The organism is Petrotoga sp. DB-2 (assembly GCF_054051725.1).
In genome coordinates this window covers 1-21,000 of the sequence record NZ_JBSVZD010000033.1, presented here as the reverse complement: position 1 = coordinate 21,000, position 21,000 = coordinate 1, and the positions used below count along the sequence as shown (strand labels likewise).

General features: G+C 32.9%; 25 protein-coding genes and 3 tRNA genes. 13 read left to right on the top strand and 15 right to left on the bottom strand.

Annotation, left to right across the window (positions count from 1 at the left end; genetic code table 11):
• Window positions 1-33: 33 nt before the first annotated feature.
• Window positions 34-654: a methylenetetrahydrofolate reductase gene (locus ACW9JY_RS09195; protein ID WP_457284133.1), complete on the top strand. Its 621-nt coding sequence runs from the start codon at window positions 34-36 to the stop codon at window positions 652-654.
• A 135-nt stretch (window positions 655-789) separates the two neighbouring features.
• Here the strand turns inward: ACW9JY_RS09195 and ACW9JY_RS09190 are convergent.
• Window positions 790-865 (bottom strand) — tRNA-Trp (locus tag ACW9JY_RS09190).
• 280 nt (window positions 866-1,145) lie between these two features.
• Between ACW9JY_RS09190 and ffh the strand changes: the two genes are divergently transcribed.
• The 8 genes from ffh to lepB all read left to right on the top strand — a co-directional run bounded on the left by ffh (window position 1,146) and on the right by lepB (window position 6,433).
• Window positions 1,146-2,465, top strand: a complete 1,320-nt coding sequence (gene ffh / locus ACW9JY_RS09185) for a signal recognition particle protein (protein WP_103076244.1) — start codon at window positions 1,146-1,148, stop codon at window positions 2,463-2,465.
• A gap of 38 nt (window positions 2,466-2,503) precedes the next feature.
• Complete coding sequence (gene rpsP / locus ACW9JY_RS09180) at window positions 2,504-2,839, top strand: 30S ribosomal protein S16 (protein ID WP_103076245.1); 336 nt, start codon at window positions 2,504-2,506, stop codon at window positions 2,837-2,839.
• The gene (locus ACW9JY_RS09175) at window positions 2,836-3,066 is read left to right on the top strand and encodes a KH domain-containing protein (protein ID WP_103076246.1); all 231 of its coding nucleotides are present in this window, start codon (window positions 2,836-2,838) and stop codon (window positions 3,064-3,066) included. The genes rpsP and ACW9JY_RS09175 overlap by 4 nt, the downstream gene beginning before the upstream one ends.
• Window positions 3,063-3,629: a ribosome maturation factor RimM gene (gene rimM, locus ACW9JY_RS09170; protein ID WP_457284131.1), complete on the top strand. Its 567-nt coding sequence runs from the start codon at window positions 3,063-3,065 to the stop codon at window positions 3,627-3,629. The genes ACW9JY_RS09175 and rimM overlap by 4 nt, the downstream gene beginning before the upstream one ends.
• Window positions 3,607-4,398 carry a tRNA (guanosine(37)-N1)-methyltransferase TrmD gene (trmD, locus tag ACW9JY_RS09165; protein WP_457284130.1) on the top strand — a complete coding sequence of 264 codons (792 nt, stop codon included), beginning with the start codon at window positions 3,607-3,609 and terminating at the stop codon, window positions 4,396-4,398. Before rimM ends, trmD begins: the two co-directional genes overlap by 23 nt.
• Window positions 4,391-4,957, top strand: coding sequence for an RNA methyltransferase (locus ACW9JY_RS09160; RefSeq protein ID WP_103076249.1), 567 nt, complete (start codon window positions 4,391-4,393; stop codon window positions 4,955-4,957). The genes trmD and ACW9JY_RS09160 overlap by 8 nt, the downstream gene beginning before the upstream one ends.
• 145 nt (window positions 4,958-5,102) lie before the next feature.
• Window positions 5,103-5,462, top strand: a complete 360-nt coding sequence (gene rplS, locus ACW9JY_RS09155; RefSeq protein WP_457284129.1) for a 50S ribosomal protein L19 — start codon at window positions 5,103-5,105, stop codon at window positions 5,460-5,462.
• A gap of 5 nt (window positions 5,463-5,467) precedes the next feature.
• The gene (lepB, locus tag ACW9JY_RS09150; RefSeq protein WP_457284132.1) at window positions 5,468-6,433 is read left to right on the top strand and encodes a signal peptidase I; all 966 of its coding nucleotides are present in this window, start codon (window positions 5,468-5,470) and stop codon (window positions 6,431-6,433) included.
• Window positions 6,434-6,483: 50 nt separating this feature from the next.
• Here lepB and ACW9JY_RS09145 read toward each other — a convergent pair.
• Window positions 6,484-6,571 (bottom strand) — tRNA-Ser (locus ACW9JY_RS09145).
• A 60-nt stretch (window positions 6,572-6,631) separates the two neighbouring features.
• Here ACW9JY_RS09145 and rsmG point away from each other — a divergent pair.
• Together rsmG and ACW9JY_RS09135 are read left to right on the top strand one after the other, a co-directional pair.
• Window positions 6,632-7,309, top strand: coding sequence for a 16S rRNA (guanine(527)-N(7))-methyltransferase RsmG (rsmG, locus tag ACW9JY_RS09140; protein WP_457284128.1), 678 nt, complete (start codon window positions 6,632-6,634; stop codon window positions 7,307-7,309).
• Entirely contained in the window at window positions 7,306-8,085 is a 780-nt protein-coding gene (locus ACW9JY_RS09135; RefSeq protein ID WP_457284127.1) for a lipoate--protein ligase family protein, read from the top strand. The genes rsmG and ACW9JY_RS09135 overlap by 4 nt, the downstream gene beginning before the upstream one ends.
• Here ACW9JY_RS09135 and ACW9JY_RS09130 read toward each other — a convergent pair.
• The 11 genes from ACW9JY_RS09130 to recJ form a co-directional block, all read right to left on the bottom strand.
• Window positions 8,060-8,341 carry a hypothetical protein gene (locus ACW9JY_RS09130; RefSeq protein WP_103076254.1) on the bottom strand — a complete coding sequence of 94 codons (282 nt, stop codon included), beginning with the start codon at window positions 8,339-8,341 and terminating at the stop codon, window positions 8,060-8,062. The genes ACW9JY_RS09135 and ACW9JY_RS09130 overlap by 26 nt on opposite strands.
• Window positions 8,342-9,328, bottom strand: a complete 987-nt coding sequence (locus tag ACW9JY_RS09125; protein ID WP_457284126.1) for a flagellar basal body P-ring protein FlgI — start codon at window positions 9,326-9,328, stop codon at window positions 8,342-8,344.
• A 12-nt stretch (window positions 9,329-9,340) separates the two neighbouring features.
• On the bottom strand, window positions 9,341-9,976 hold the full coding sequence (locus ACW9JY_RS09120) for a flagellar basal body L-ring protein FlgH (protein ID WP_457284125.1): 636 nt from the start codon (window positions 9,974-9,976) through the stop codon (window positions 9,341-9,343).
• Complete coding sequence (gene flgA, locus ACW9JY_RS09115; RefSeq protein ID WP_457284124.1) at window positions 9,973-10,917, bottom strand: flagellar basal body P-ring formation chaperone FlgA; 945 nt, start codon at window positions 10,915-10,917, stop codon at window positions 9,973-9,975. Before flgA ends, ACW9JY_RS09120 begins: the two co-directional genes overlap by 4 nt.
• 53 nt (window positions 10,918-10,970) lie before the next feature.
• Entirely contained in the window at window positions 10,971-11,756 is a 786-nt protein-coding gene (gene flgG, locus ACW9JY_RS09110) for a flagellar basal-body rod protein FlgG (RefSeq protein WP_457284123.1), read from the bottom strand.
• A 44-nt stretch (window positions 11,757-11,800) separates the two neighbouring features.
• Window positions 11,801-12,523 carry a flagellar hook-basal body protein gene (locus ACW9JY_RS09105; protein WP_457284122.1) on the bottom strand — a complete coding sequence of 241 codons (723 nt, stop codon included), beginning with the start codon at window positions 12,521-12,523 and terminating at the stop codon, window positions 11,801-11,803.
• 24 nt (window positions 12,524-12,547) lie between these two features.
• Window positions 12,548-13,552, bottom strand: a complete 1,005-nt coding sequence (mreB, locus tag ACW9JY_RS09100; RefSeq protein ID WP_457284121.1) for a rod shape-determining protein MreB — start codon at window positions 13,550-13,552, stop codon at window positions 12,548-12,550.
• 269 nt (window positions 13,553-13,821) lie between these two features.
• Window positions 13,822-13,893: transfer RNA gene (locus tag ACW9JY_RS09095), tRNA-Arg, on the bottom strand.
• A complete protein-coding gene (ruvX, locus tag ACW9JY_RS09090; protein WP_457284120.1) occupies window positions 13,884-14,576 on the bottom strand; it encodes a Holliday junction resolvase RuvX in 693 nt (230 codons plus the stop codon). The genes ACW9JY_RS09095 and ruvX overlap by 10 nt, the downstream gene beginning before the upstream one ends.
• Window positions 14,555-14,827 carry a putative Se/S carrier-like protein gene (locus tag ACW9JY_RS09085; RefSeq protein WP_457284119.1) on the bottom strand — a complete coding sequence of 91 codons (273 nt, stop codon included), beginning with the start codon at window positions 14,825-14,827 and terminating at the stop codon, window positions 14,555-14,557. Before ACW9JY_RS09085 ends, ruvX begins: the two co-directional genes overlap by 22 nt.
• Before the next feature lies 1 nt (window position 14,828).
• Window positions 14,829-17,933: a single-stranded-DNA-specific exonuclease RecJ gene (gene recJ / locus ACW9JY_RS09080; protein ID WP_457284118.1), complete on the bottom strand. Its 3,105-nt coding sequence runs from the start codon at window positions 17,931-17,933 to the stop codon at window positions 14,829-14,831.
• A gap of 154 nt (window positions 17,934-18,087) precedes the next feature.
• Between recJ and ACW9JY_RS09075 the strand changes: the two genes are divergently transcribed.
• Together ACW9JY_RS09075 and tsaB are read left to right on the top strand one after the other, a co-directional pair.
• Entirely contained in the window at window positions 18,088-19,461 is a 1,374-nt protein-coding gene (locus tag ACW9JY_RS09075; RefSeq protein ID WP_457284117.1) for a tetratricopeptide repeat protein, read from the top strand.
• 1 nt (window position 19,462) lies between these two features.
• Window positions 19,463-20,125, top strand: coding sequence for a tRNA (adenosine(37)-N6)-threonylcarbamoyltransferase complex dimerization subunit type 1 TsaB (tsaB, locus tag ACW9JY_RS09070; protein WP_457284116.1), 663 nt, complete (start codon window positions 19,463-19,465; stop codon window positions 20,123-20,125).
• Between the two features lie 23 nt (window positions 20,126-20,148).
• Here tsaB and ACW9JY_RS09065 read toward each other — a convergent pair whose 3' ends face one another.
• Both ACW9JY_RS09065 and ACW9JY_RS09060 read right to left on the bottom strand, forming a co-directional pair.
• The gene (locus ACW9JY_RS09065; protein WP_457284115.1) at window positions 20,149-20,676 is read right to left on the bottom strand and encodes a metal-dependent hydrolase; all 528 of its coding nucleotides are present in this window, start codon (window positions 20,674-20,676) and stop codon (window positions 20,149-20,151) included.
• Entirely contained in the window at window positions 20,669-20,917 is a 249-nt protein-coding gene (locus tag ACW9JY_RS09060) for a hypothetical protein (RefSeq protein ID WP_457284114.1), read from the bottom strand. Before ACW9JY_RS09060 ends, ACW9JY_RS09065 begins: the two co-directional genes overlap by 8 nt.
• Window positions 20,918-21,000: the final 83 nt, after the last annotated feature.

The following is a 21,000-nucleotide window of genomic DNA, read 5'->3' as shown; positions in this document are numbered from 1 at the left end:
AAATAATAAAAAAGATCAAAAGACAGATTTTTAATACCATTTTTTAAGTTTCATAACTATACATATTATACGAGGGGGGATAAGAAAAGATACACATGGAAAGAAACAGATGAGTACGAACATGCAAATCAATTAGTTGAGCAAATAACAAATATGAACAAAGGGATATACACTTGTCCCACCAAAGAACATAATCCCACAAATTTTTGCGTGGGCATTGCAGGATATCCAGAAAAGCATTTTGAATCCCCAAACTTTGAAAAAGATTTGGAATATTTAAAATTAAAGGTCGATATGGGAGCAGAATTCATAATAACTCAAATGTTTTTTGACATAGAGTATTACAAAAACTTTGTTAATAAAGTTCGAGAACTCGGTATAGAGGTTCCAATAATCCCTGGCATCAAGCCGTTAGGAAGCAAAAAATCATTATACAACATCCCCAAAACTTTTCATGTTAATATACCTAAATCCATTGTAGAAGAGTTTGAGGACGCAAAATCATCTCAAGATGAGTATAGAATAGGGGTAAGGCATGGAACAAAATTGATTGAGCAACTTCTAGAAGCTGGAGTACCTGGAGTACATATTTTTACTATGGGGAAAGGAAAGATAGTAAAAGACATTTTAAGTGCATTTAATGGAGCTTTTTAGAATTTCTTTGGGTGCGGGCTGCTGAACGAAATAGGGGAGTCTTTTGCTCTTACTATTGGGTGGGAAACGGGACAAAGGGGTGTTGAATAATGTTTCTAAAGACAGTATAAGTTTCTTAGAGGAGGCAGAAAAGAATGGCACGCCCGGAGGGAATCGAACCCCCAACCTGCGGTTTTGGAGACCGCCGCTCTACCAATTGAGCTACAGGCGTATTGCTTCAATATTATAACATAAAAGTAGAAATCTATCAAGCGTTTTTTTCTTTAAATTAGAGTGAATTGATTTGTTAACAATAATGTGATATGCTTATGAATAGAGAAGTTTGACATGTATCTTAAAAAAAGAGTCCTTCTATTTATATTATAAAATATTTAATATAATAGTAACTTTAAATTATACCTCGTCTTTTACTTTTTTCATACTTTTTACCAAATTTCTTTCTTTTTATAGTATACTAAGGAAGGATTATTAAGTAATGGGGTGAGCAAATAATGTTCGAAAATTTACAAAAAAAGTTGACAGGAGTCTTCAAGAACCTATCAGGTAAAGGTAAATTATCTGAAAAAAATATAAAAGACGCTGTTAGAGAAGTAAAACTTTCTCTGTTGGAAGCGGATGTACATTATAAAGTGGTTAAAGAACTGATCGATAGGGTTAAGGAAGAAGCGGTTGGATCTAAAGTTCTTGAAAGCTTAACTCCTGATCAAGAATTTATCAGAATAGTTCGAGACGATTTAATAGAATTGATGGGCGGTAAAGAAAACAGTAAGATTACTATTTCTCATAACCCTGGTTTTATTATGCTTACAGGTTTACAAGGAAGCGGTAAAACAACGACCGCGGCTAAATTAGCAAATCTTTATAAGAAAAAAGGAAAAAACCCTTTGTTAGTTGCTGCTGATACTTACAGACCAGCAGCTATCGATCAACTTGTACAGTTGGGTGAGGATATTGGTATTCCTGTCTTTACTGGTGATAGAGTAGACGCTTTGAAAATTGTAGAAGAAAGTAAAAAATATGCTGAAAAGCTTTTACATGATATTGTTATTGTAGATACCGCGGGTCGTTTGCACATCGATGAAAAGATGATGGAAGAGTTAGATAAGATAAAAAAGATAATTAATCCAGATGAAATTTTGATGGTCGTCGATTCAATGGTTGGTCAAGACGCAGTCAATTCGGCAAAAGAATTTAACGATAAATTGGATCTTTCTGGTTTTGTTGTTTCAAAACTCGATGGTGATTCTCGTGGCGGGGTCATCATTTCTATAAGGTACATAACGGGAAAACCTGTCAAGTTAGTCGGTGTTGGTGAGAAGATAGATGATTTGGAAGAGTTTTACCCAGATAGATATGTTGGAAGAATTTTGGGAATGGGAGATGTACTTTCTTTCATAGAGAAAGTAGAAAAAGATATAGATAAAAAGAAAGCAGAAGAAGATGCGGAAAGGTTTATGGATGGAAAGTTCGATTTAAAAGATTTTCTCGAGCAAATTCGACAAATAAGAAAATTAGGGCCTCTCAGTAATCTTTTAGAAATGGTTCCTGGAGTTCCAAAGGAACAGGTGGATGTAACCAAAGGGGAACAAGAATTAAAAAAATTCGAAGCAATAATTAATTCAATGACTCCAAAAGAGCGTAAAAACACTAGAATACTAACTTATTCAAGAAAACAACGGATAGCAAAGGGAAGTGGGACAACTCTTCAAGATATCAATAGACTTTTGAAATCGTACGATCAGTTGAAAAAAACGATGAAGCAAATGAAAAAGCTCAAGGGCAGAAAACTGATGAAAAATCTACCTTTTTAAAATACTAATAATAATTAAAAATATGTGGAGGTGTATTAATGGTAAAAATCAGATTGAACAGGATGGGAAGGCGACATCAACCGTTTTATAGAATAGTTATCGTAGACTCAAGAAACAAAAGGAGCGGAAAATATATAGAATCAATCGGATACTATGATCCTCTAAATAACTCAAATCAGTACAAAGTCGACGAAGATAAAGCTTTAGATTGGCTTTTAAAAGGTGCTCAACCCACAGACACAGCAAGAAGAATTCTTAGAAAAATGGGTGTCATGAAAAGATATGATGAAATAAAATTTAGAGCTAGAAAAGAAAAGAATACCAAAAACTCTGAGAAAATTGTTGAAACAGAAGGAGAAAAAGTCAAAGAATGAAAAATCTGCTTTTAGACATTTTGAACAACATCGTTAAACATCCAGATGAAATAAAGATCATTGAATCCAATGAAGAAAAAAACGTAATATTTGAAATATACGCAAATTCTGAAGATGTTGGACAAATAATTGGAAAAGACGGTAGAACTATTAAATCCATAAACATTCTTTTAAATGCAGCAAAAAAAGATCCTGAGAAGAAATTTATTTTAAAAGTAATTAGGTGAGTGAATTGAACAGTTTATCCAATCTTTTGGACAACAAAATCTCTGTAGCAAAAATCGTTAATAGCCATGGAGTGCACGGAGAGGTAAAAATAGTACCTTTTACCAATGTAAAAGATGTGATAACGAACTTAGAAGAAGTTCTCTTATACAACATCTCAACCAGAAATTTCTTCTTTAGTAAGGTATTACAAGTTAAACCATTAAATAAATTTTTTGTATTAAGCTTACGTGGAATAAAGGACATGGACGAAGCTAAAAAAATGATAGGTTATGAAGTTTTTATCGATAAGAAAGATCTTCCTTCTCTTAAAAGCGACGAATATTACTGGTATGAGATTTTAGATTCTGAGGTTTACTATGAAGACGGAGAATACGTTGGAAAGGTAGAAGAAATAATTCAAACAGGTGCAAACGATGTTATCTCCATAAAAAATGTTGAGGATGATAAAGAAGTTCTCATACCAATGACAGATAATTACATTGTTGAATTAAAAAAAGAAGATAAAATTATTATAGTAAAAAAGATAGAGTGGTACGAAAATGGAACAAATCAAAAGGATTAAAATCAGTGTTTTGACGATTTTCCCCACTATGTTTGATATTATCAAAAACTATGGAGTAATCAAAAAGGCTATAGAAAAAGAATTAGTTGAAATAGATATATTCAATCTAAGAGATTACGCAACTGATAAACACAAAGTAACTGATAAACCTGGTTACGGTGGAGAAAATGGAATGGTTATGCTGGCAGAACCTTTTTATCGTTTTTACGATGAATACATACTATCTAAGAACCATAAACCTTATATAGTTTTACCTTCTCCACAAGGCGAAGTATTTAATAACGATTTAGCTTTTGAGTTAGCAAAAAAAGAGGAATTAGTTTTTTTCTGTGGAAGATACGAAGGAATAGATGAAAGGGTTAAAAAGATCGTTGACAAAGAAGTTTCAATAGGAGATTACGTTTTAACTGGCGGCGAAATCCCTACCATGGTTATTATCGAAACTCTTTTAAGATTTTTGCCCGGAGTAATAGGTTCAAAAACAAGTGTGGAAAACGATTCTTTTTACAATGGGCTTTTAGACCATTCACACTACACCAAACCTCAGGATTTTAGAGGAATGCAAGTGCCAGAAATTCTGTTAAGTGGGGATCATGAGCGTATTAGAATCTTTAGAAAAAAAGACAGTTTGTTAAAAACGATATTGAAAAGGCCTGATCTATTTATAAAGAAAGAATTAAATGAAGAAGAAAAAAAGATTTTAGTAGAGATTATTCAAGAAATGCTTAACAAAAACTCTAATTATTTTAAGGAGTCCCAAGATGTTTGATAAACTATATGTGGCCTTAATTCACTATCCTATTCTAAAAAAAGACGGAAGTATTGTTTCAACAGCTGTTACAAATTTTGATGTTCACGATATTTCAAGAACCTGTAAAACTTATAACGTAAAAAACTATTTCTTAGTAACTAATTTACCTGCTCAACGAAAGATTGTAGAAAAGGTTTTAGATTACTGGCTCAACGGATATGGAGGAGAATTTAATCCCAACAGAAAAGAAGCGCTTGAAATATTTAAAATAAAAAATTACCTGGAGGACGTTATCGAAGAAATAGAAAAAAATGAAGGAGAACGTCCAAAGATAGTTTTTACATCTGCTAAAGCAAGAAATAATGTTGTTTCTTTCGAGGATCTAAAGAATAAGATAAAAGATTCTGATCATCCCTTTTTAATTCTTTTTGGAACCGGTTGGGGAATGCCAGAAGAGATTAGAGAAATTTCTGATTACGATTTAGAACCCATTAGAGCTAATGGAGAGTTCAATCATCTTTCTGTAAGGTCAGCGGTAGCAATAACCTTAGATAGATTAATAGGCGAAATTGTTTGATTTCTAGACTCTTCTGTTGGAGAGATTTTGGAGTGGGGTGAAGGGTTAAAGCTTTTTCATCCTTCTGGGGGGGGAGCGGGGCGAAGGGGCGCTAAATGAAGTTTCTAAAGACACTATGAAAAATAATATTTGGGAGGTTTAAAAAATGGACAAAATCATAAATGCAGTAGAAACAAATTATAAAAAAGAAGATATCCCTGAAATTAGACCAGGTGATACCGTAAGAGTCAACGTGAAAGTTGTGGAAGGAGAAGGTGAAAGAAAAAGAGAAAGAATCCAACCCTTTGAAGGAATAGTAATAAAAATAAGAGGCGCTGGTCTTGGACGTTCTTTCACTGTTAGGAAAATAGGTGCGGATAGAATAGGCGTTGAAAGAATCTTTCCGTTTCATTCTCCATCTATAAGCAGCGTAGAGGTCTTGAAAAAAGGTAAAGTTAGAAGGGCTAAACTTTATTACCTGAGGGATGTTAAAGGAAAAATAAGGATTAAAGAGAGGAAGGATTGAGCCTTTTGAAAGAGGCTACTAAGAAAAAAATTAAAGATGAAACCTTAGATTGGATTTACGCCATAATATATGCACTAATATTCGGAACAATTATTAGACTGTACGTGTTTGAAACAATGATGGTTCCCACTCCTTCTATGGTTCCAACAATCCAGGTATACGACAGGTTATTTGTAGAAAAAGTTACTTATGAATTTGCTGAACCAAATAGAGGCTCGATAGTGGTTTTTTGGACACCTTTTGTGGATATCAGGGCACAACAACAGTTACGTGCTTTTGATAAGTTTATGGATTTTTTTGCTCCAGCAAAATTTGAAGGCCATGTAAAATATGTGAAGAGATTGGTGGGGAAACCGGGTGATACCTTGAGATTGGTACCGGTCGAAGAAACGTTTTGGGAAGATATTAAAAACGGAGAAATTCAAAATACTCCCGATTGGTTAGATTTTATTATTGATTATTATGAAAGTGTGGATTATATCCCAACCCAGATAAAAAACAAGGTTTCAAAACTAGAAATAAACGGCGAAATACTACCTGAATTTGAAAATATTTATTATTTAAGAGATGCAATATTTGAAGATCCTAAATTCTTTGATTATATAGCCTATCCTGATAAATACAGTTATGAAATCGCTACATCTGATTTATTTTTTATGTATAAAGATAACTTCACAGGCAGATTGATACCAGCAAAACCCACTATTGAATGGTACAAAGAAATGAGAGATACACTCTTATTTACTGATTTTTATGAAAACGAACTTTCAAAATTGGATTTACCTTCTTTAATATTTAAAGATGAAAAAGGCCTCGTAAATGTGAAAATTCCAGAAGGATACTATTTTTTCATGGGTGATAATACATTGGAAAGTCAAGATAGCCGCTTTTTTGGATTTGTTCCTGTTGAGAACGTAATTGGAACAACTTTTTTAAGAATTTATCCGTTTGACAGATTTGGAAAGATATAGCTAACTCTATCAAAAAAAACCGCCAAAAGGCGGTTTTTTAAGTTTAAAACTGGCGGAGACGGTGGGACTCGAACCCACACGGGGTGTAACCCCATCGGTTTTCAAGACCGACGCCTTAGCCAATTAGGCTACGTCTCCACCAATATGAACGAAATGCACAACCCAAAAGAATTATACCATATAAGGAGAGCTTTGTCAATGAAAGAACTGGATGAAAAGGCCGAAAAAATTAATAAATACATTGATATGTTAATTAACTATCCTGTAAATTTAACCGCTTATGCAAGCGAAAAAGACGCCTATGAAAACCTTATTTTAGACAGTATAATTCCTATAGAGGCAGAAGACAGCTTTCTAAATTCAAAAAGGGTTGTAGATATAGGAACCGGCGGAGGTATACCTGGTTTAGTATGGGCTATATACTTCCCAGAAAAAGAATTTTACCTAGTAGACAGCATATCAAAAAAGATACAGGCTTTGAAAATTTTTATAAAAGAGCTAAAATTAACTAACGTTTATTTGTTCTGTGAAAGAGCAGAGGATTTTGCAAAAACCCATAGAGAATATTTTGACTTTGCAACATGTAAAGCGTTAGCCAGAAGTGATATTGCATTAGAATATTTGACACCACTCGTGAAAGTAAATGGCTTTATATCTCTATTCAAAGGCCCATCATACTTCAAAAATGAGAAAAAATATACACAAAACGTGTTGAAAAAGCTGAATATAGCTGAGTTTAAAGAAATCGAATACGAAATTGGAGAAAACAAGAAGAAAAGGTATTTTATACTTTTTAAAAAAATTGGAACAACCCCCCAAAACTTTCCGAGGCAAGTAGGGATTCCAAAAAAATTTCCTTTAGGAGAAATCAAATGATAAAAATAATTGTTGATCAGCCTTATGAGGGTTCTATGAATATGGCATTGGATATATCCATAGCCAAACTAAGTACAATTAGAAAAATTTCTACTTTAAGGATCTACCAATGGAAATACCCCACCTTATCCCTTGGGAAACATCAAAAAACGAACAACCTAAACTGGGAGTTTATAAAAAGTAACAATATTTCTATTGTAAGAAGACCCTCAGGTGGGAGAGCGGTTTTACATAATAATGAAATAACCTATTCGTTTTCAACTTTTGCTAGCAACAAAAACTTACCAAATAATCTACTTGCCAGCTACTTAAAAATCTCTCAAGCATTAATAAGATCACTACACGCATTAGGAATAGAAGCGGATCTTGAAAGGTCAAAAAAAGAAGGAGTAACCAAAGACCTTTGCTATGACGCCCCTTCATTTTATGAGGTGAAAGTTAACGGAAAGAAACTAATTGGAAGTGCCCAATACAGAACGGCAAATTTCATTCTCCAACATGGTTCAATTCCAATTAAGCATGATTATGAAACCTATGTTAATTCTTTTAAATACTCTCATACTGATTGGATAAAACGGCATTTAATTAGTTCTACTATCGATTTAGAAACAATTTTAAAAAAACCTATTTCAAAGATAGAAATAGTCAGAGCTTTTGAAATAGGTTTTAAATCAGTCTTCAAAGAAGAAATATCAGAAGGCTTTTTAGAACAAGAAGAAATAATTCTTGCACAAAAAATGAAAAATAATTTTATCGTTCTGGAGGAAAAGAATTAACAATTTGGTTCACCAATGGCTTTAAACTTTGTTGAGTCAATAGATTAGCATATTCAACATTTATCCATTCTTTAATCCATTTCTCAGCGTTTGATTCAGGAATTAATTTATCCTTTTTAAATAGGTCATCATCTTGGGCAGAGTTCAATATCTTTGCAAAGATATCCGACACAAAAGCTTCAGTCGCGTCTCTTACGCCTATTTCATTATAATTTATACCAGATACATTAAATGCAGGCCCAATTATGTTTGCCATTTACATCACCACCAAGTCAGCATATATGTAAGCTTGAGCGCTTTGAATAATTGCAATTATATCTTGAGGAGTTGCTCCAGCCGTTTTCAAAGCTGTAATCAAATTTGAAACCGTTGCAGGTTTTCCACTTATTTTCCCGTTTTCAACACTTACACTGAAGTTACCATAACTAACGGTGAAATCTGCTATTTCAACATCTCCTCCAAGAACTATTGTTCCTGTTTTTTCGTTGATTACTATCTTGGCTTTTACATCGGGAGTAATCTCTATCTCTTCAATTAAAGCTAAAAAAGATATGATATCCTCTTCAAAATATTTTGGAACTTCTATTCTAATCGAAGATGGATCAAGAGCTTTTGCTATTTTTAATGAAAAAGTTGAATTTATTGCGTTGGCAACTCTCGCCGATGTTGTTATATCTGGTTGTTTCAAGTTGATAGTTACCGTATTTTCATTTACAATCTGTGCAGGAATTTCTTTCTCTATAATTGCCCCTTCAGGGATATACCCAACAACTTTGTATCTGTCTTGTAGGTTAGATGATGAACGGATATTGGCTCCACCAGTTAAGACATTCCCTTGTGCAACAGCATAAACCTTATTATCAGCACCATAAAGAGGTGTTTGCATTAAGACTCCATTTTCAATTGAATCAGAATCTCCTATGGCAGCTACAGTAACGTCTAATCTCATACCTTCCTTGTAAAAAGAAGGTATATCAGCAAAGACCATAACAAGCGCTGTATTTTCTGTTTCTACATAAGAGGTAAGATTGATGTTAAAATTAGCCAGCATATTGTTTATCATCTCAGAGGGTACATCCCCTGAATCACCGCTACCATCTAAACCCGTAACTAAACCGATTCCAAATAATTGATTGTCCCTTGCACCTCTGAAATTAGATATATCTTTTATTCTAACTCCAGCAAAGGCATATATATTAATAATTAAAATTAATAAAAAGGTGACAAATAAATTTTTTCTCATTTTGACTCCCTTCTAAAAGAATATATTTGCTATTCCTGAAAGTATAGACGTTAACCATGATGGTTCGCTAGGATCCTGCTGGAAAACTATATCTCCATCGTACCAAATTTTTGCATTCGCTAAACTAGAAGAGTAAATAGTTCCATCTTTTGCAATGTTTTTTGGAGAAACGTAGCCTTCAACAATCATAGTATTTCTGTTGTTACCCACCTTAATTTCCTTTTCTCCTCTAATTTTTAAAAGTCCATTTTGGTCCGCTTCTTGGATTATTGCGGATACAAATAGTTGAACCTCTGCAGAAGAAGAGGCACTTTTTTGATCATTTTGTACACTAACCTGCGTTGGATCTCCAGCCCCTATGGGCAAAAAATTGGATAAATCTACCCCTCCTATATTTGTAACTACTGAGTTAACCGTATCAACAGACGCTTTTTTATAATCAGGCATACTTTCAGATAAAGAGAGGGAAGGATTTTCAGAAACGACGATGGTTACCACATCTCCTACCCCAAAATCCTGGTTATAGTTGTAAATAGAATTACCTTCTTCATCATTCTTATTCCACAATGATTCAGAGAAACCAAGGCTCGCTAAAACTAGAAAAATCAAGAAAAAAATAAAAACTTTTGATAACTTTATATCAGTCATTTTTGAGAACCTCCTAAACTAACCTGAAGTATTGGACCTTCTTTTAGTTTACCGGTTATTATGTTCCCGTTTTCAACATTCCTAACGCTCAAAGTATCTCCAAAATTTGCATTTGTCATAGCCCTCGCCAAAGTAGAAACCGTGATACCCTCAAATTCTACCAAAACCGTTACAATGTCTCCAGCTTTAACGTCAGGTATACGTCTGAGATAAGTTGCATCAACTATTTCGCCTTTTTTTACATCTTTGGTTAATTCATAACTTCCAGATCTTATTAATTCTATATCTACAGGTTTATTGTTGATGGTTAAAACGTTTTTAGTAGCTGGTTCTGTTAATTCTTCATTCAACATTGTTCCTCTGGTTAAATCTTTGGAGTATACAAGTACTTCTTCATATTTCGATACATTAGCAATAACTGTAAGTGTCTTTTGATTGTTTTTGTCATCTTTTACGTTCAAACTTATATACAACTTATCGTAGCTTTGAAAGATCCTTATTACTTCTGCCGATAAAACCTTTTCAGGAAGAACCTTTAGATTTATACTATTCACTGTCAAAGAATTGTCGTACTCTTTTATCTTTTGCTGTAAAAAAATTCCTAAATCAATGTACTGAACATCTATATCTTTATTATTTTTTTTGTATATAACCGTAACCGTACTTTCTTCAAAAACAAGGTCAAAATCGCTGTAATAACTACTCATTAAACCGTACAAAATTTTAGAAAGCTCTTTTTCAGAATAAATTATCTTCTCATTAACTATATAAGAGATCGTCCTATCTGAGTTCATTTCAGGGAATATATCTTTAAGAGAAAAAATCCAATCTTCACTGAATATAACGGAGGGAACTGTAAAAACTATGCTCGAAAAAACAATTGATGATACAAACAACATCATAGAAAAAAATATAATTCTGATTAATCGTGTCAAAGTCATCAACTCCCTTCCATTTAACAACTACCATCAAAAAACTCAAGGGAGATTACGGTTTATCTCTTAACATTTGAAACGGTTCTCAACATTTCATCAGCGGTTGTGATAGTTTTAGAATTAATGTCGTAAGCTCTTTGTGCAACTATCATATCTACCATTTCTTTAACGACATCGACGTTGGATTTTTCTAAATAACCTTGTTGTAAAGCTCCAAATCCATCTTGGCCAGGTATCCCTTCCGTTGGATTACCGGAAGCTGGCGTTTCAGAATATAAGTTATTACCTATGGGTTTTAACCCTCCAGGGTTTAAAAATCTCACAGTAGTGAGATTCCCTACATTTTGAATCGTTCCATCTCCCAAAGAAACACTTACTATTCCATCCGGAGAAACGTTTATTCCGACAGCATTTTGAGGAATCACTATATTTGGAATAACCATCAATCCATCACTGGTAGTAAGTCTACCGTTGGCATCCAATTTAAAAGAACCATCTCTACTATAGGCTATACTTCCATCTTGCATCTGAACCTGAAAAAATCCGTCTCCCATGATTGCTATATCGGTAGAATTGTCTGTTGGCTCTATGTTTCCTAATGTGAAGATCCGTGTTGTTGCAGCCAAACGTGTGCCATGACCTACATAAAGACCTGTTGGTAAGGTTGAACCTTGGGCGGTTGGAGTACCGGCTTCTTTTACAGACGAATATAGTAAATCTTGAAATTCAGCTCTTTGCTTTTTATAACCCGTTGTATCCACATTCGCTAGATTGTTTGAAATGATATCTAATTTTCTTTGTTCAGCATTCATACCAGTTGCAGCATTATACAAAGACACTAACATGATTTACCCCTCCATTTAAAAATCTTTATAATTATCTAAATTAGTTAAAAGTTTGAAGTTATTTCAATAAGCTTTGCGTTGAGTGAATCCCCTGTTGATACAGCTTTTTGTAGTATATCAAACTTTCTATTTGCTTCGATCATCTTAACCATCTCATTTAGGGCATCAACGTTTGAACCCTCTAGAAATCCTTGTCTCACATAGAAGTTATCTGCTTGTCCTATCTCTTCACCCGTAAAATAATTTTCACCATATTTATTCAAATTCTCTACATTTAGGATGTTTAATCTTATGTTTGTTCCCGATATATTACCTTCTTCATCCACAAAAAAATTATCTGGATTTATACGTATAGGGTTATTTTCTTCATCTAACACGTAATCACCGCTTTTTGTGACAAGATAATTTTCAGGACTTAAAGAAAATTCACCATTTCGTGTGTAAAAGTAGTTACCGTTTCTCTCTATTTTAAAAAAGCCGTCGCCTTCTATTGCAAAATCTAACTTTCCGTTTGTTTCAATTAAAGATCCTTGTTCGAGATTTGGAATTACCTCGTCCAAAACAACCGAACTATAAATGTTCCCTATCGGTTCGCCTTTTCCTTGTGCATTTTGATATGATCTAATCTCTTTTTCGTATACACTTTTAAATAGGTTAAAATCCTTTTTGTAACCTACAGTGTTAAGATTAGCCAAATTGTTGGAAATAGAGTTCAATTCAGCAAAAGAGTTGAGCATGCCAGCCGTTGCATTGTATATTCCTCTCATTTTATTTCCTCCTGGTGGATGGTTCTAATTTACTTGTACTTTGTTTAATAATTCTATGTCTTCCAACAAAATTCCTGTACCTTTTGCACAAGTAAGATGTGGATCTTCCGGAATGTACGTTCTTACGCCAGTTTGCTCTGATATTAATTTATCCAATCCTCTTAGTCTCGCCACCCCTCCAACAACTATAAGTCCATTTTGCATTATATCCGCTGCTAATTCTGGAGGAGTTTTTTCTAAAATATTTTTTATTTTATTTATTATTTCATTCAATATTGGTTTGATTGCGTAGAAAATATCGTCCGAAGTTAGTTTTAAATTCGAAGGAAGTCCTGTTTTGATGTTCTGCCCTTTAACTTCCATTTCAAGATTTTCTTCTTGAGAAAAAGCCTTGCCTATGTCGATTTTCAACCTTTCAGCGGTAGTTTCACCAATCAAGAATTTATATCGTCTTTTAGTATATTTAATTATTTCTTGATCCATGGCTTCACCTGCGACTTTTATCGTTTCACTTATGACACAGCCTCCCAAACTCAAAATCGCTAAGTCGGTTGTACCTCCTCCTATATCGATTACCATGTGACCATTAGGTTCTGTGATATCTATTCCACTACCTATAGCAGCAGCTAAAGGTTCACTTATAAGAAATACTTTAGAAGCGCCAATCCTACTCCCCGCCTCTTTAACCGCCCTTCTTTCAACGTCTGTAGTTAAAGCAGGTATCCCTATGATTAATCGTGGTTTGTACATATTAAAACCTTTGGATTTGGCTTTTTTGACGAAATATCTCAATACTTCCTCTATGATGCTAGGATCCGTAATAACCCCATCCTGCACGGGCCGAACAATTTGTATTTGACTAGGAGTTTTTCCAACCATATCTTTTGCTTCTTTTCCTATTGCCAATATCTTTTTTTTACTCTTATCAACTGCTACCACTGAAGGTTCTTCAAGGATAATCCCTTGACCACGCTGATATACTACAAAGGTTGCAGTTCCTAAATCTATTCCTAAATCGGATTTTGCCATAATTTACCTCCTATTTTTCCCTTAAGAGAGATTTTTAAATTTTAAAAATATTTCCATCACGACTTTAGCGCTCCTTTGGCCCCTCTGCCCGCCCATTTAAAGAAGGGACCTGCGATCCCTAGCCTAGCGGGGTGAGAGGAGGGCTCCGCCCTGTGACCTTTTAAAACCAGAATCTTAGTTTTGAAGCTTTCTAAAAATCCCTTCTAAAACTTAATTTTAGGGTCCTGTGTTCCGCTGCCCACCCCAAAATTGGTTTACCTAATTAAAAATGTGCCTGGCGGGAGTCGAACCCGCATCTTTGGATCCGGAGTCCAACGCTTTATCCGTTAGGCTACAGGCACATCAATTCATTACAATTAATATTTACTTGAATTTTCTCTCTGTTTTCTTTAGTTGTTATAATTAAATCATAATAATCTTTTAGGTCTGATATCAAAGTGGTACTTTCGAATCCTTTTTTGTAGTAGTGCCAAAATATCCAAGGGTCTTTTGCAAAGATAGAAACATTTTCAAACTCCTTATTAACCGGAACATCCCAGATCAAAATATCTTTGTAATTTGAAAAATCTTTTTTTAGATTATATACCTCTCTTTCTTCCAAGGCAATGGCGTTTCCTGGGCTTTGAATAAAATTGGATAGAATGAGTACACTACTATTTTGATCTTTGGTCTTTTTTACTTTTTTATAGCTCACTTGTCCTTTAACCTCACTGTACAAAGAGGAAGTGGTCAATCTTTCATCCACAAAGTAAATTTTGCATCCTATTCTTTCTTTTATCTTTATAGCTTCATCTATACTTAAAAAACTCTGTTTTGAATATCTCCCAGACATGGAAATTGGTAATCCAAACACGATTAAATCGTCATGGTTTAAATCCAACGAAACCAAATATCCTAACAGTTTTTCTGACGGTATCGTCTCCTTTGGTAAAGGAATATTTATATCTTGTTTTAAAAAAGCTATACCGCACTTTCTTGTTCCATAATCGATTCCATATATTTTTAAGTTCTTAATAGTTCCCATATAATATCTTTCTCCAATTTAACTAAATCATATTTAACTCCATTTTCATCTAATATATAAATGGCTTTTTCTTTATCTCTAGAGGAAAGGCAAATAACCGGTGCACAAGCTTGTAAAACAGACTTGGGTGAGGGGAAAATCTTACAAAAAACACCGTTCCTCGTTAACATCTCTTTTATTTCTAATATTTGATAATTTTCATTTATTAAAACTAAATCAAGATCCAACGTTGTTCTCATATCTTTACTCATTTTATAAACTTCTTGCTCCTGCTTTGGAATTGCCTTTCAAGAATTCAATTAATTCTCTTGTATCTAAATTTTCATAGAAATTGATAGAATTTTTTAATATCCAATTATCTAATATATTTTCTTTGAAATTAGAGCTTTCACGTAAACCTTTTAGATTAAAATTATCCAATATCTCCACTTCTTCCTCATTTACCTTTATCAACTTTGCATCTTCCATCACGTTTAAAACAGTTTCTGATAACGATTTATCACCCTTCAAAAGAGAATCTTCTATCTCTTCTACTTTGTAATGACCGTCGGCTATAAAATCATAGACAAGTTTTAACACCTTGAAAGATGGATACTTTCTTGAATATTCGTAAAGTAATTTAACTTTGAACCGATTATTGTAAGCCAATATGATAGTTGTTCTTTGAGTTTTTTTCATCCATGTAGAAACCAAGTCCAAAAGCTCAATGTCCGTCTTTGGAACATCCACAATTATCAAAATTGGAGAGAACTGCTTAACTTCAAAAGCTATACCGTTGTTAGAAAAAGAGGTTATATAAAAATTAGCTTTCTCATTTTTAAATTTTTCTCTGGAAATAAGTTTTTCTCTAAAACTCATTGAATGGTTGAAGAGTTTTATATTGTTCTCGTCAACTTGTAATTTCTCATCTAGCAGTCTTACTAAAGACTTTTGCCTCTCATAATCATTCAAAACCAATACTTTTCCATTTCTTTCATTTGAGTAATCCTTCAAAAGCCCCAAAATATTGTTTTTTTCCCTCACCACTTCAAAATTATTATTAGAGAAAGATATAAGAATTTTAAATCCTGCTCGTTTTAAAATTTCTTTTAATTCTTCACTGTAAATAGAACTAAAAATACTAATTTCAGGCTTTTGAAGAGCGTATTTCCTAAATTGCTGATATTCTGAAACTTTTCTTACTACCGGATGGAATAATGAATAGAAAGGTTCATCGATAATAATTTCAGCTTGCATAGAATCAAGCAATTCACGATTTTTAATAAACTTGGGTACTGTGACAAAGATCACTCTACAATCAGATATATGCTCTGGTGTGAGTGTATATTGATTACTAAAATATAATAAATTCTCTGGAAAATAAGTATTTATTATCTTATATATGTGTTCCAATAAACTGTTTGTGGCAGAAACGATTATCAGCTTTTGATCTTTTTTCAAAGATAGTTGAATTTTTTTCAGTAAAGAGTCATTTTTTATCTTACTTGGAAGAAACATTGCTACCTTACTTCTACTTAAATTATCATTTAATATTTCAACATTCATGATCTTGTTCAACTCATCCTGAAGAATATTAGATGCAAAGTTCCATTTTGCATTTTCCTCTTGTTTTATTCTCTCATTAACCTTCAAATCTTGCAAGTAAAATTTAACGTAACTATTTTTTAAATTATAAGAGTTCTCTATTCTAAAGGTGCCGACAAGATCTGTAAATAGATCTTTTTTGTTGTTCTCTGTTAGTTCGCTTAATTTGTATCCTAAATCGTATCCTAAAACATCTATGATTAAGGAATCTTTGTTGAGTGTTCCTGAAAAACTTTGAGAACCATTGCGAAAGAAACTTATGTTTTCGAGTTTAGCGTTTCTTATTAAAAAAACTGGTTCCTGATTACCATACCCAAAAGGTTCTAACCTGTTTATATCTTCAAACATCGTTTCCCATATTCCTTCTATTTCCATATCCACATCAATTTGAGAGGTTAATCTTTTATCACCGTATAACTCTTTGTAAGCGGTGTTAATCTCCTTTCTTAAAGTTTCTATATTTTTTGAAAGAAGGGAAAAACCTGCGGCAAACTTATGACCACCGAACTCTTCAAAAATACCTCTTTCACTGACTTTGAGAAGGAGCTCCATTAAATCTATGCCCTGAGGACTTCTTCCTGATCCTTTACCCATTTCCTGATTTTTTGATATCATCAAAACGGGTTTATTGAATTGATTTGACAATTTGGAAGCCACTATTCCAAGAACTCCCATATGCCAGTCTTCACCACTTAACACCAACACAGGATCCTTCTTATATTCCGGGTACAAATCTAACAAACTTAAAGAGTATAAATAGATTTCCTTTTCGGTACTTTGCCTTTTTGAATTTAGCCGGAGTAATTCTGAAACCGCTTTTTTTAATTTTTCTTCATCTTTCTCGGTCAACAATTTAAACGCCGCGTGTGCGTCTGACATCCTTCCCGCAGCGTTTATCTTCGGAGCAATCTTAAAAGTGATGGCGCGTGAATTTATCTCAGAATCAACTATCTTCAATTCATCGAGTAAATATTTTAAACCTTTCGTTGGATTAGTTTTTAATTTGTTCAATCCTATCTTAACCAAGTATCTATTTTCTGAGGTTATCGAGACTATATCAGCAATAGTACCCATTGCCACAAGGTCTATATATTCAAAAGGATCTAAAGAATTATCGTAACTTTTGTAGAGAGCTTGTAGCAATTTAAAAGTTACACCAACCCCTGCTAGATCTTTGAAAGGATATTCATCGTCTTCTCTTTTTGGGTTCAATATCGCATCTGCATTTGGAAGATTTTCTTGAGGTAAATGATGATCGGTAACTATAACTTTCATTCCAAGACTTTTTGCATAGTCAATTTCTTGTATGGATGTTGTACCACAATCAACAGTAATAATATTATTATAATTTTTGCCTTTTAACTCTGCTATAGCCTTAACGTTTAGACTATAACCTTCTTCTATTCTAGATGGAATGTAAGAAGTTACATCATAACCCAATTTTTTTAAACCAAGATACAAAACCGAAGTCGCAGTCACCCCATCAACATCGTAATCGCCGAAGATCGCCACTTTTTCCTTTTTTTCTTTGATTTGTTTGAGAATTTCTACGGCTTTTGACATATCTTTCATCAAATAAGGATCAAAACTCTCCAAATCCAAATGATTTAAAAACCTATCTCCTTCTTCTGGTGTTTCAATATTCCGAGACACTAAAAGTTTCGCCAAAAAATCGGAAATTCCCAAAGCTTTAGATAAGGTTTTTGCAACTTTTTCTTTTTCTTGATAACAAGGACGCTTTGGGTCCCAAAAAACCTTCCATTTACTTTCCATATTAAATTTCTCCCTTCTCTTATTTTTTTCTTTATAAATATTATACATTATTAGTACTAAAATATTAAAGAAAGATTTGTAAAGATTCAAAAAAGCTAAATTGTTGTATAATATTGAAGACTGGATCAATACAATTAGAAGAGGTGCAATTTGTGTGAAAAATATATTATTGATAATCTTTCTTTCTACTCTATCTATTTTTTCATGGGCTTTAACCCTTGAAGAAATAGAAAATCTTTCAAAAAGCCCTGCAACTCTGGAATTGTCATGGGAATATTTTTTAGAGTACATTATAGAAAATCCCAGTGATGCTAAAATTACTGATACAGGTTCGTTAATATCAGCTAAAATCTCTTTGTTTAACAAATATAGAAATTATAATTTTGCCAACTTTATTATTTCTGAAGACCTAAAAAATTTTTGCATTAACTTGGGAGTATTAGGCACTAATTTTTCCATTGCAGAGGAAGATACCAATAAAATTCTGTTCATCTTTCCTGAAATTGTCCCTATTTTGAACGAAATATTTAACACAGGGAATTTTGAAGAATCTTATTATAAATATTTGTATAAATTAGAAGGATTGAAAGAACATTTGCAAGTAAATTCCTATGAAACATTTATCAAAACAACTATAAGTAATTCTCTTTCTTCCCCAATTTATTTCGATGAAGATGTTGAAAAGTTTATTGAAGTTTTTGTACCAGCTAATAATTATATCTTGTTTGAAAAGTTTATTTCTGAATCCAAATATCTAGTCGATGAAGATAAGTACCTAGGAGCATATAAATTACTCACATTTTTAAACAAACACAATTCAATAAATGAATCTGTAGTAGCATATTCTCAACTTAAAAATTATTTTGATTTAAAACAGAGGTTAACTTTATTGAACGATCAGGTTTTCTTTGTCGAGAAACAGGAACTCTCTTCTTTTATATCTGAAGTATACAAAGTTGGAGAGGATTTAAAGTCACTTACTATAGAAAAAAATTTACTTTACAACATATTTTTACCGTTATTAAAAGCTTTAAATTCTAAATTAGAAAATATACAAGAAAAAGTACCGGTCGTTGATGAAAACTTTGAAAACTTATCATTCTCTTTCAGTGAACAAATAAATGCCGAGATTTTGAAACTGCAAATGCATATTACCAGAATAGAAAACTTACCCGCTGTGTCAGAAAGTGTTACAGCAACTTTGGTAGAACAACCAACAGACTCACAAGAAGCATCAGCAAGAAGAATCTTTGTCTATTTTCTGCTTTCTATTTTAGGTGCTCTTTTTATAATTTTCTTGTATTTTGAATTGTACCCCTCGTATTCAAAAATCAACTTTTTATGTACACTGAAATTAGGTAGGTTTGCTGCTCACTTAGCAGAAAAACTCATTTTAAAAAATCCAGAAGATTATAAGGCTTTTCTAATTTTGGCAAAATCATATGAAGTTGCAGGAAAGTATAACGCATCAATCAACGCTTATAAGACCGCCTTAAAATTAAAAGACAAAACAAAAGAAGGTGAATAACTTGAATTTTTTAGTAATTTCAACTACTCTAAAAAATATATTCGTTGTATTAAAAGATGAAAAGAATAATATTTATACAAGGACTTTGACTGAGAATAAATCCGGTAATTACCTCGCTAACGCGATCAAAGAAGTAGCAGAAGAATCAAAAACAAATATAAAAAACATAGATGAATTTGGCATAGATATAGGGCCCGGATCGTTCACCGGGATCAGAGTAGCTATTTCTACTTTACAAGGGCTTTTAATAGATAACCCAGAAAAAGAAGTTTATACCTTTTTCTCTTCTGATGTCTTGTACCGTTCCACCGTGAATAACAACCCCGATCTTAAGAAAGAAAAGTTGGCTGTCTTGAAAAGAGCCCGAGAAAATGCCGCATATGCATCTATATACGAAAATGGGAAAAGAATCTTTGGCCCTCAAATGGTCTTTGAAGAGTTTTTAAGAGATTCTTTGAACAATTGTATTTTAATAAATGAAGAAGCAGAATATTTTAAAAACAAATACAAACTGGAAAATGAAGTATTTTATTCGAACATTGATGAAAAGTCTCTAATTGAAGAAGTTATCAAAGGAAAGAGAGTAAAAGTAAAAAACTTGGAACCTCTTTATCTTCAAAAACCTTTAGCCGTTGAAAATTTAGAAAGGAAAAAAACAAAATAGAGCAAGGATAAATATCTACTTGCCTATTTTGTTTTAAAATTTTTATCTAAAATAATATGCAACGAGAAACCTACAAAGTAACTCAAACTGTAAAGTATGTTTATAGGGGTTCTATATTTTAAATTAAGTAAGTAAATGAGGAGAGAGAGTATAGCACCCGTTAAAAATGAATGCCACAATCCCCTATGTTTGGATAGTTTGTTAAAAATTATTCCTAAAAGTAATCCAACTAAAGTACCTATAACTATCAAAATAAAATTCGAAAGGTTATAAGAAAAAGGTAGATACTTTTTATACAAGAAATCATATTCAAAGAGATAGTATACACTTCCAAAAATTAAAAACAACCTCAATAACCTGTTTATGAAAGAGCTTTGGTGGTCGATGTCGGGGAAATCACTCCCGACAACAAAGAGAAAATAGGAAATCACGATCTCAGTGGAAATATAATAAACCTCGTAAAACAAATGGCTATAAACAAAATTGAACACTAAAAAAAATATAGGAAATCCAAGAATACCGCTTAATATGTGAGTTTTAAAATTAGGCATTGTTTATATCTCTTATTTGCTCCTTTTCATCAAATGCTAACACTTCTATAGGAAGCCTTTTTGTCCAAACTTCTATAATCCCGCCATTTTTAATATCTTTATAAAAAAGGACTTTTGGATCAAAAAAACTAATCGTTTTAGAAAGTGTTTTTAAAATGGGCCTGTTGTATTTCTTCAGTTGATTTAATGTTTTGGTGGGTAACTTATCTGCTATTAAAGAATTGGCTCCTCCTTCAAACAAAAAATCATACTGTCTTTAGAAACTCTAAAACACGTATTGTAACTAACTTTTAATACCTTCAATATTGTACTTTTACCTCCTCA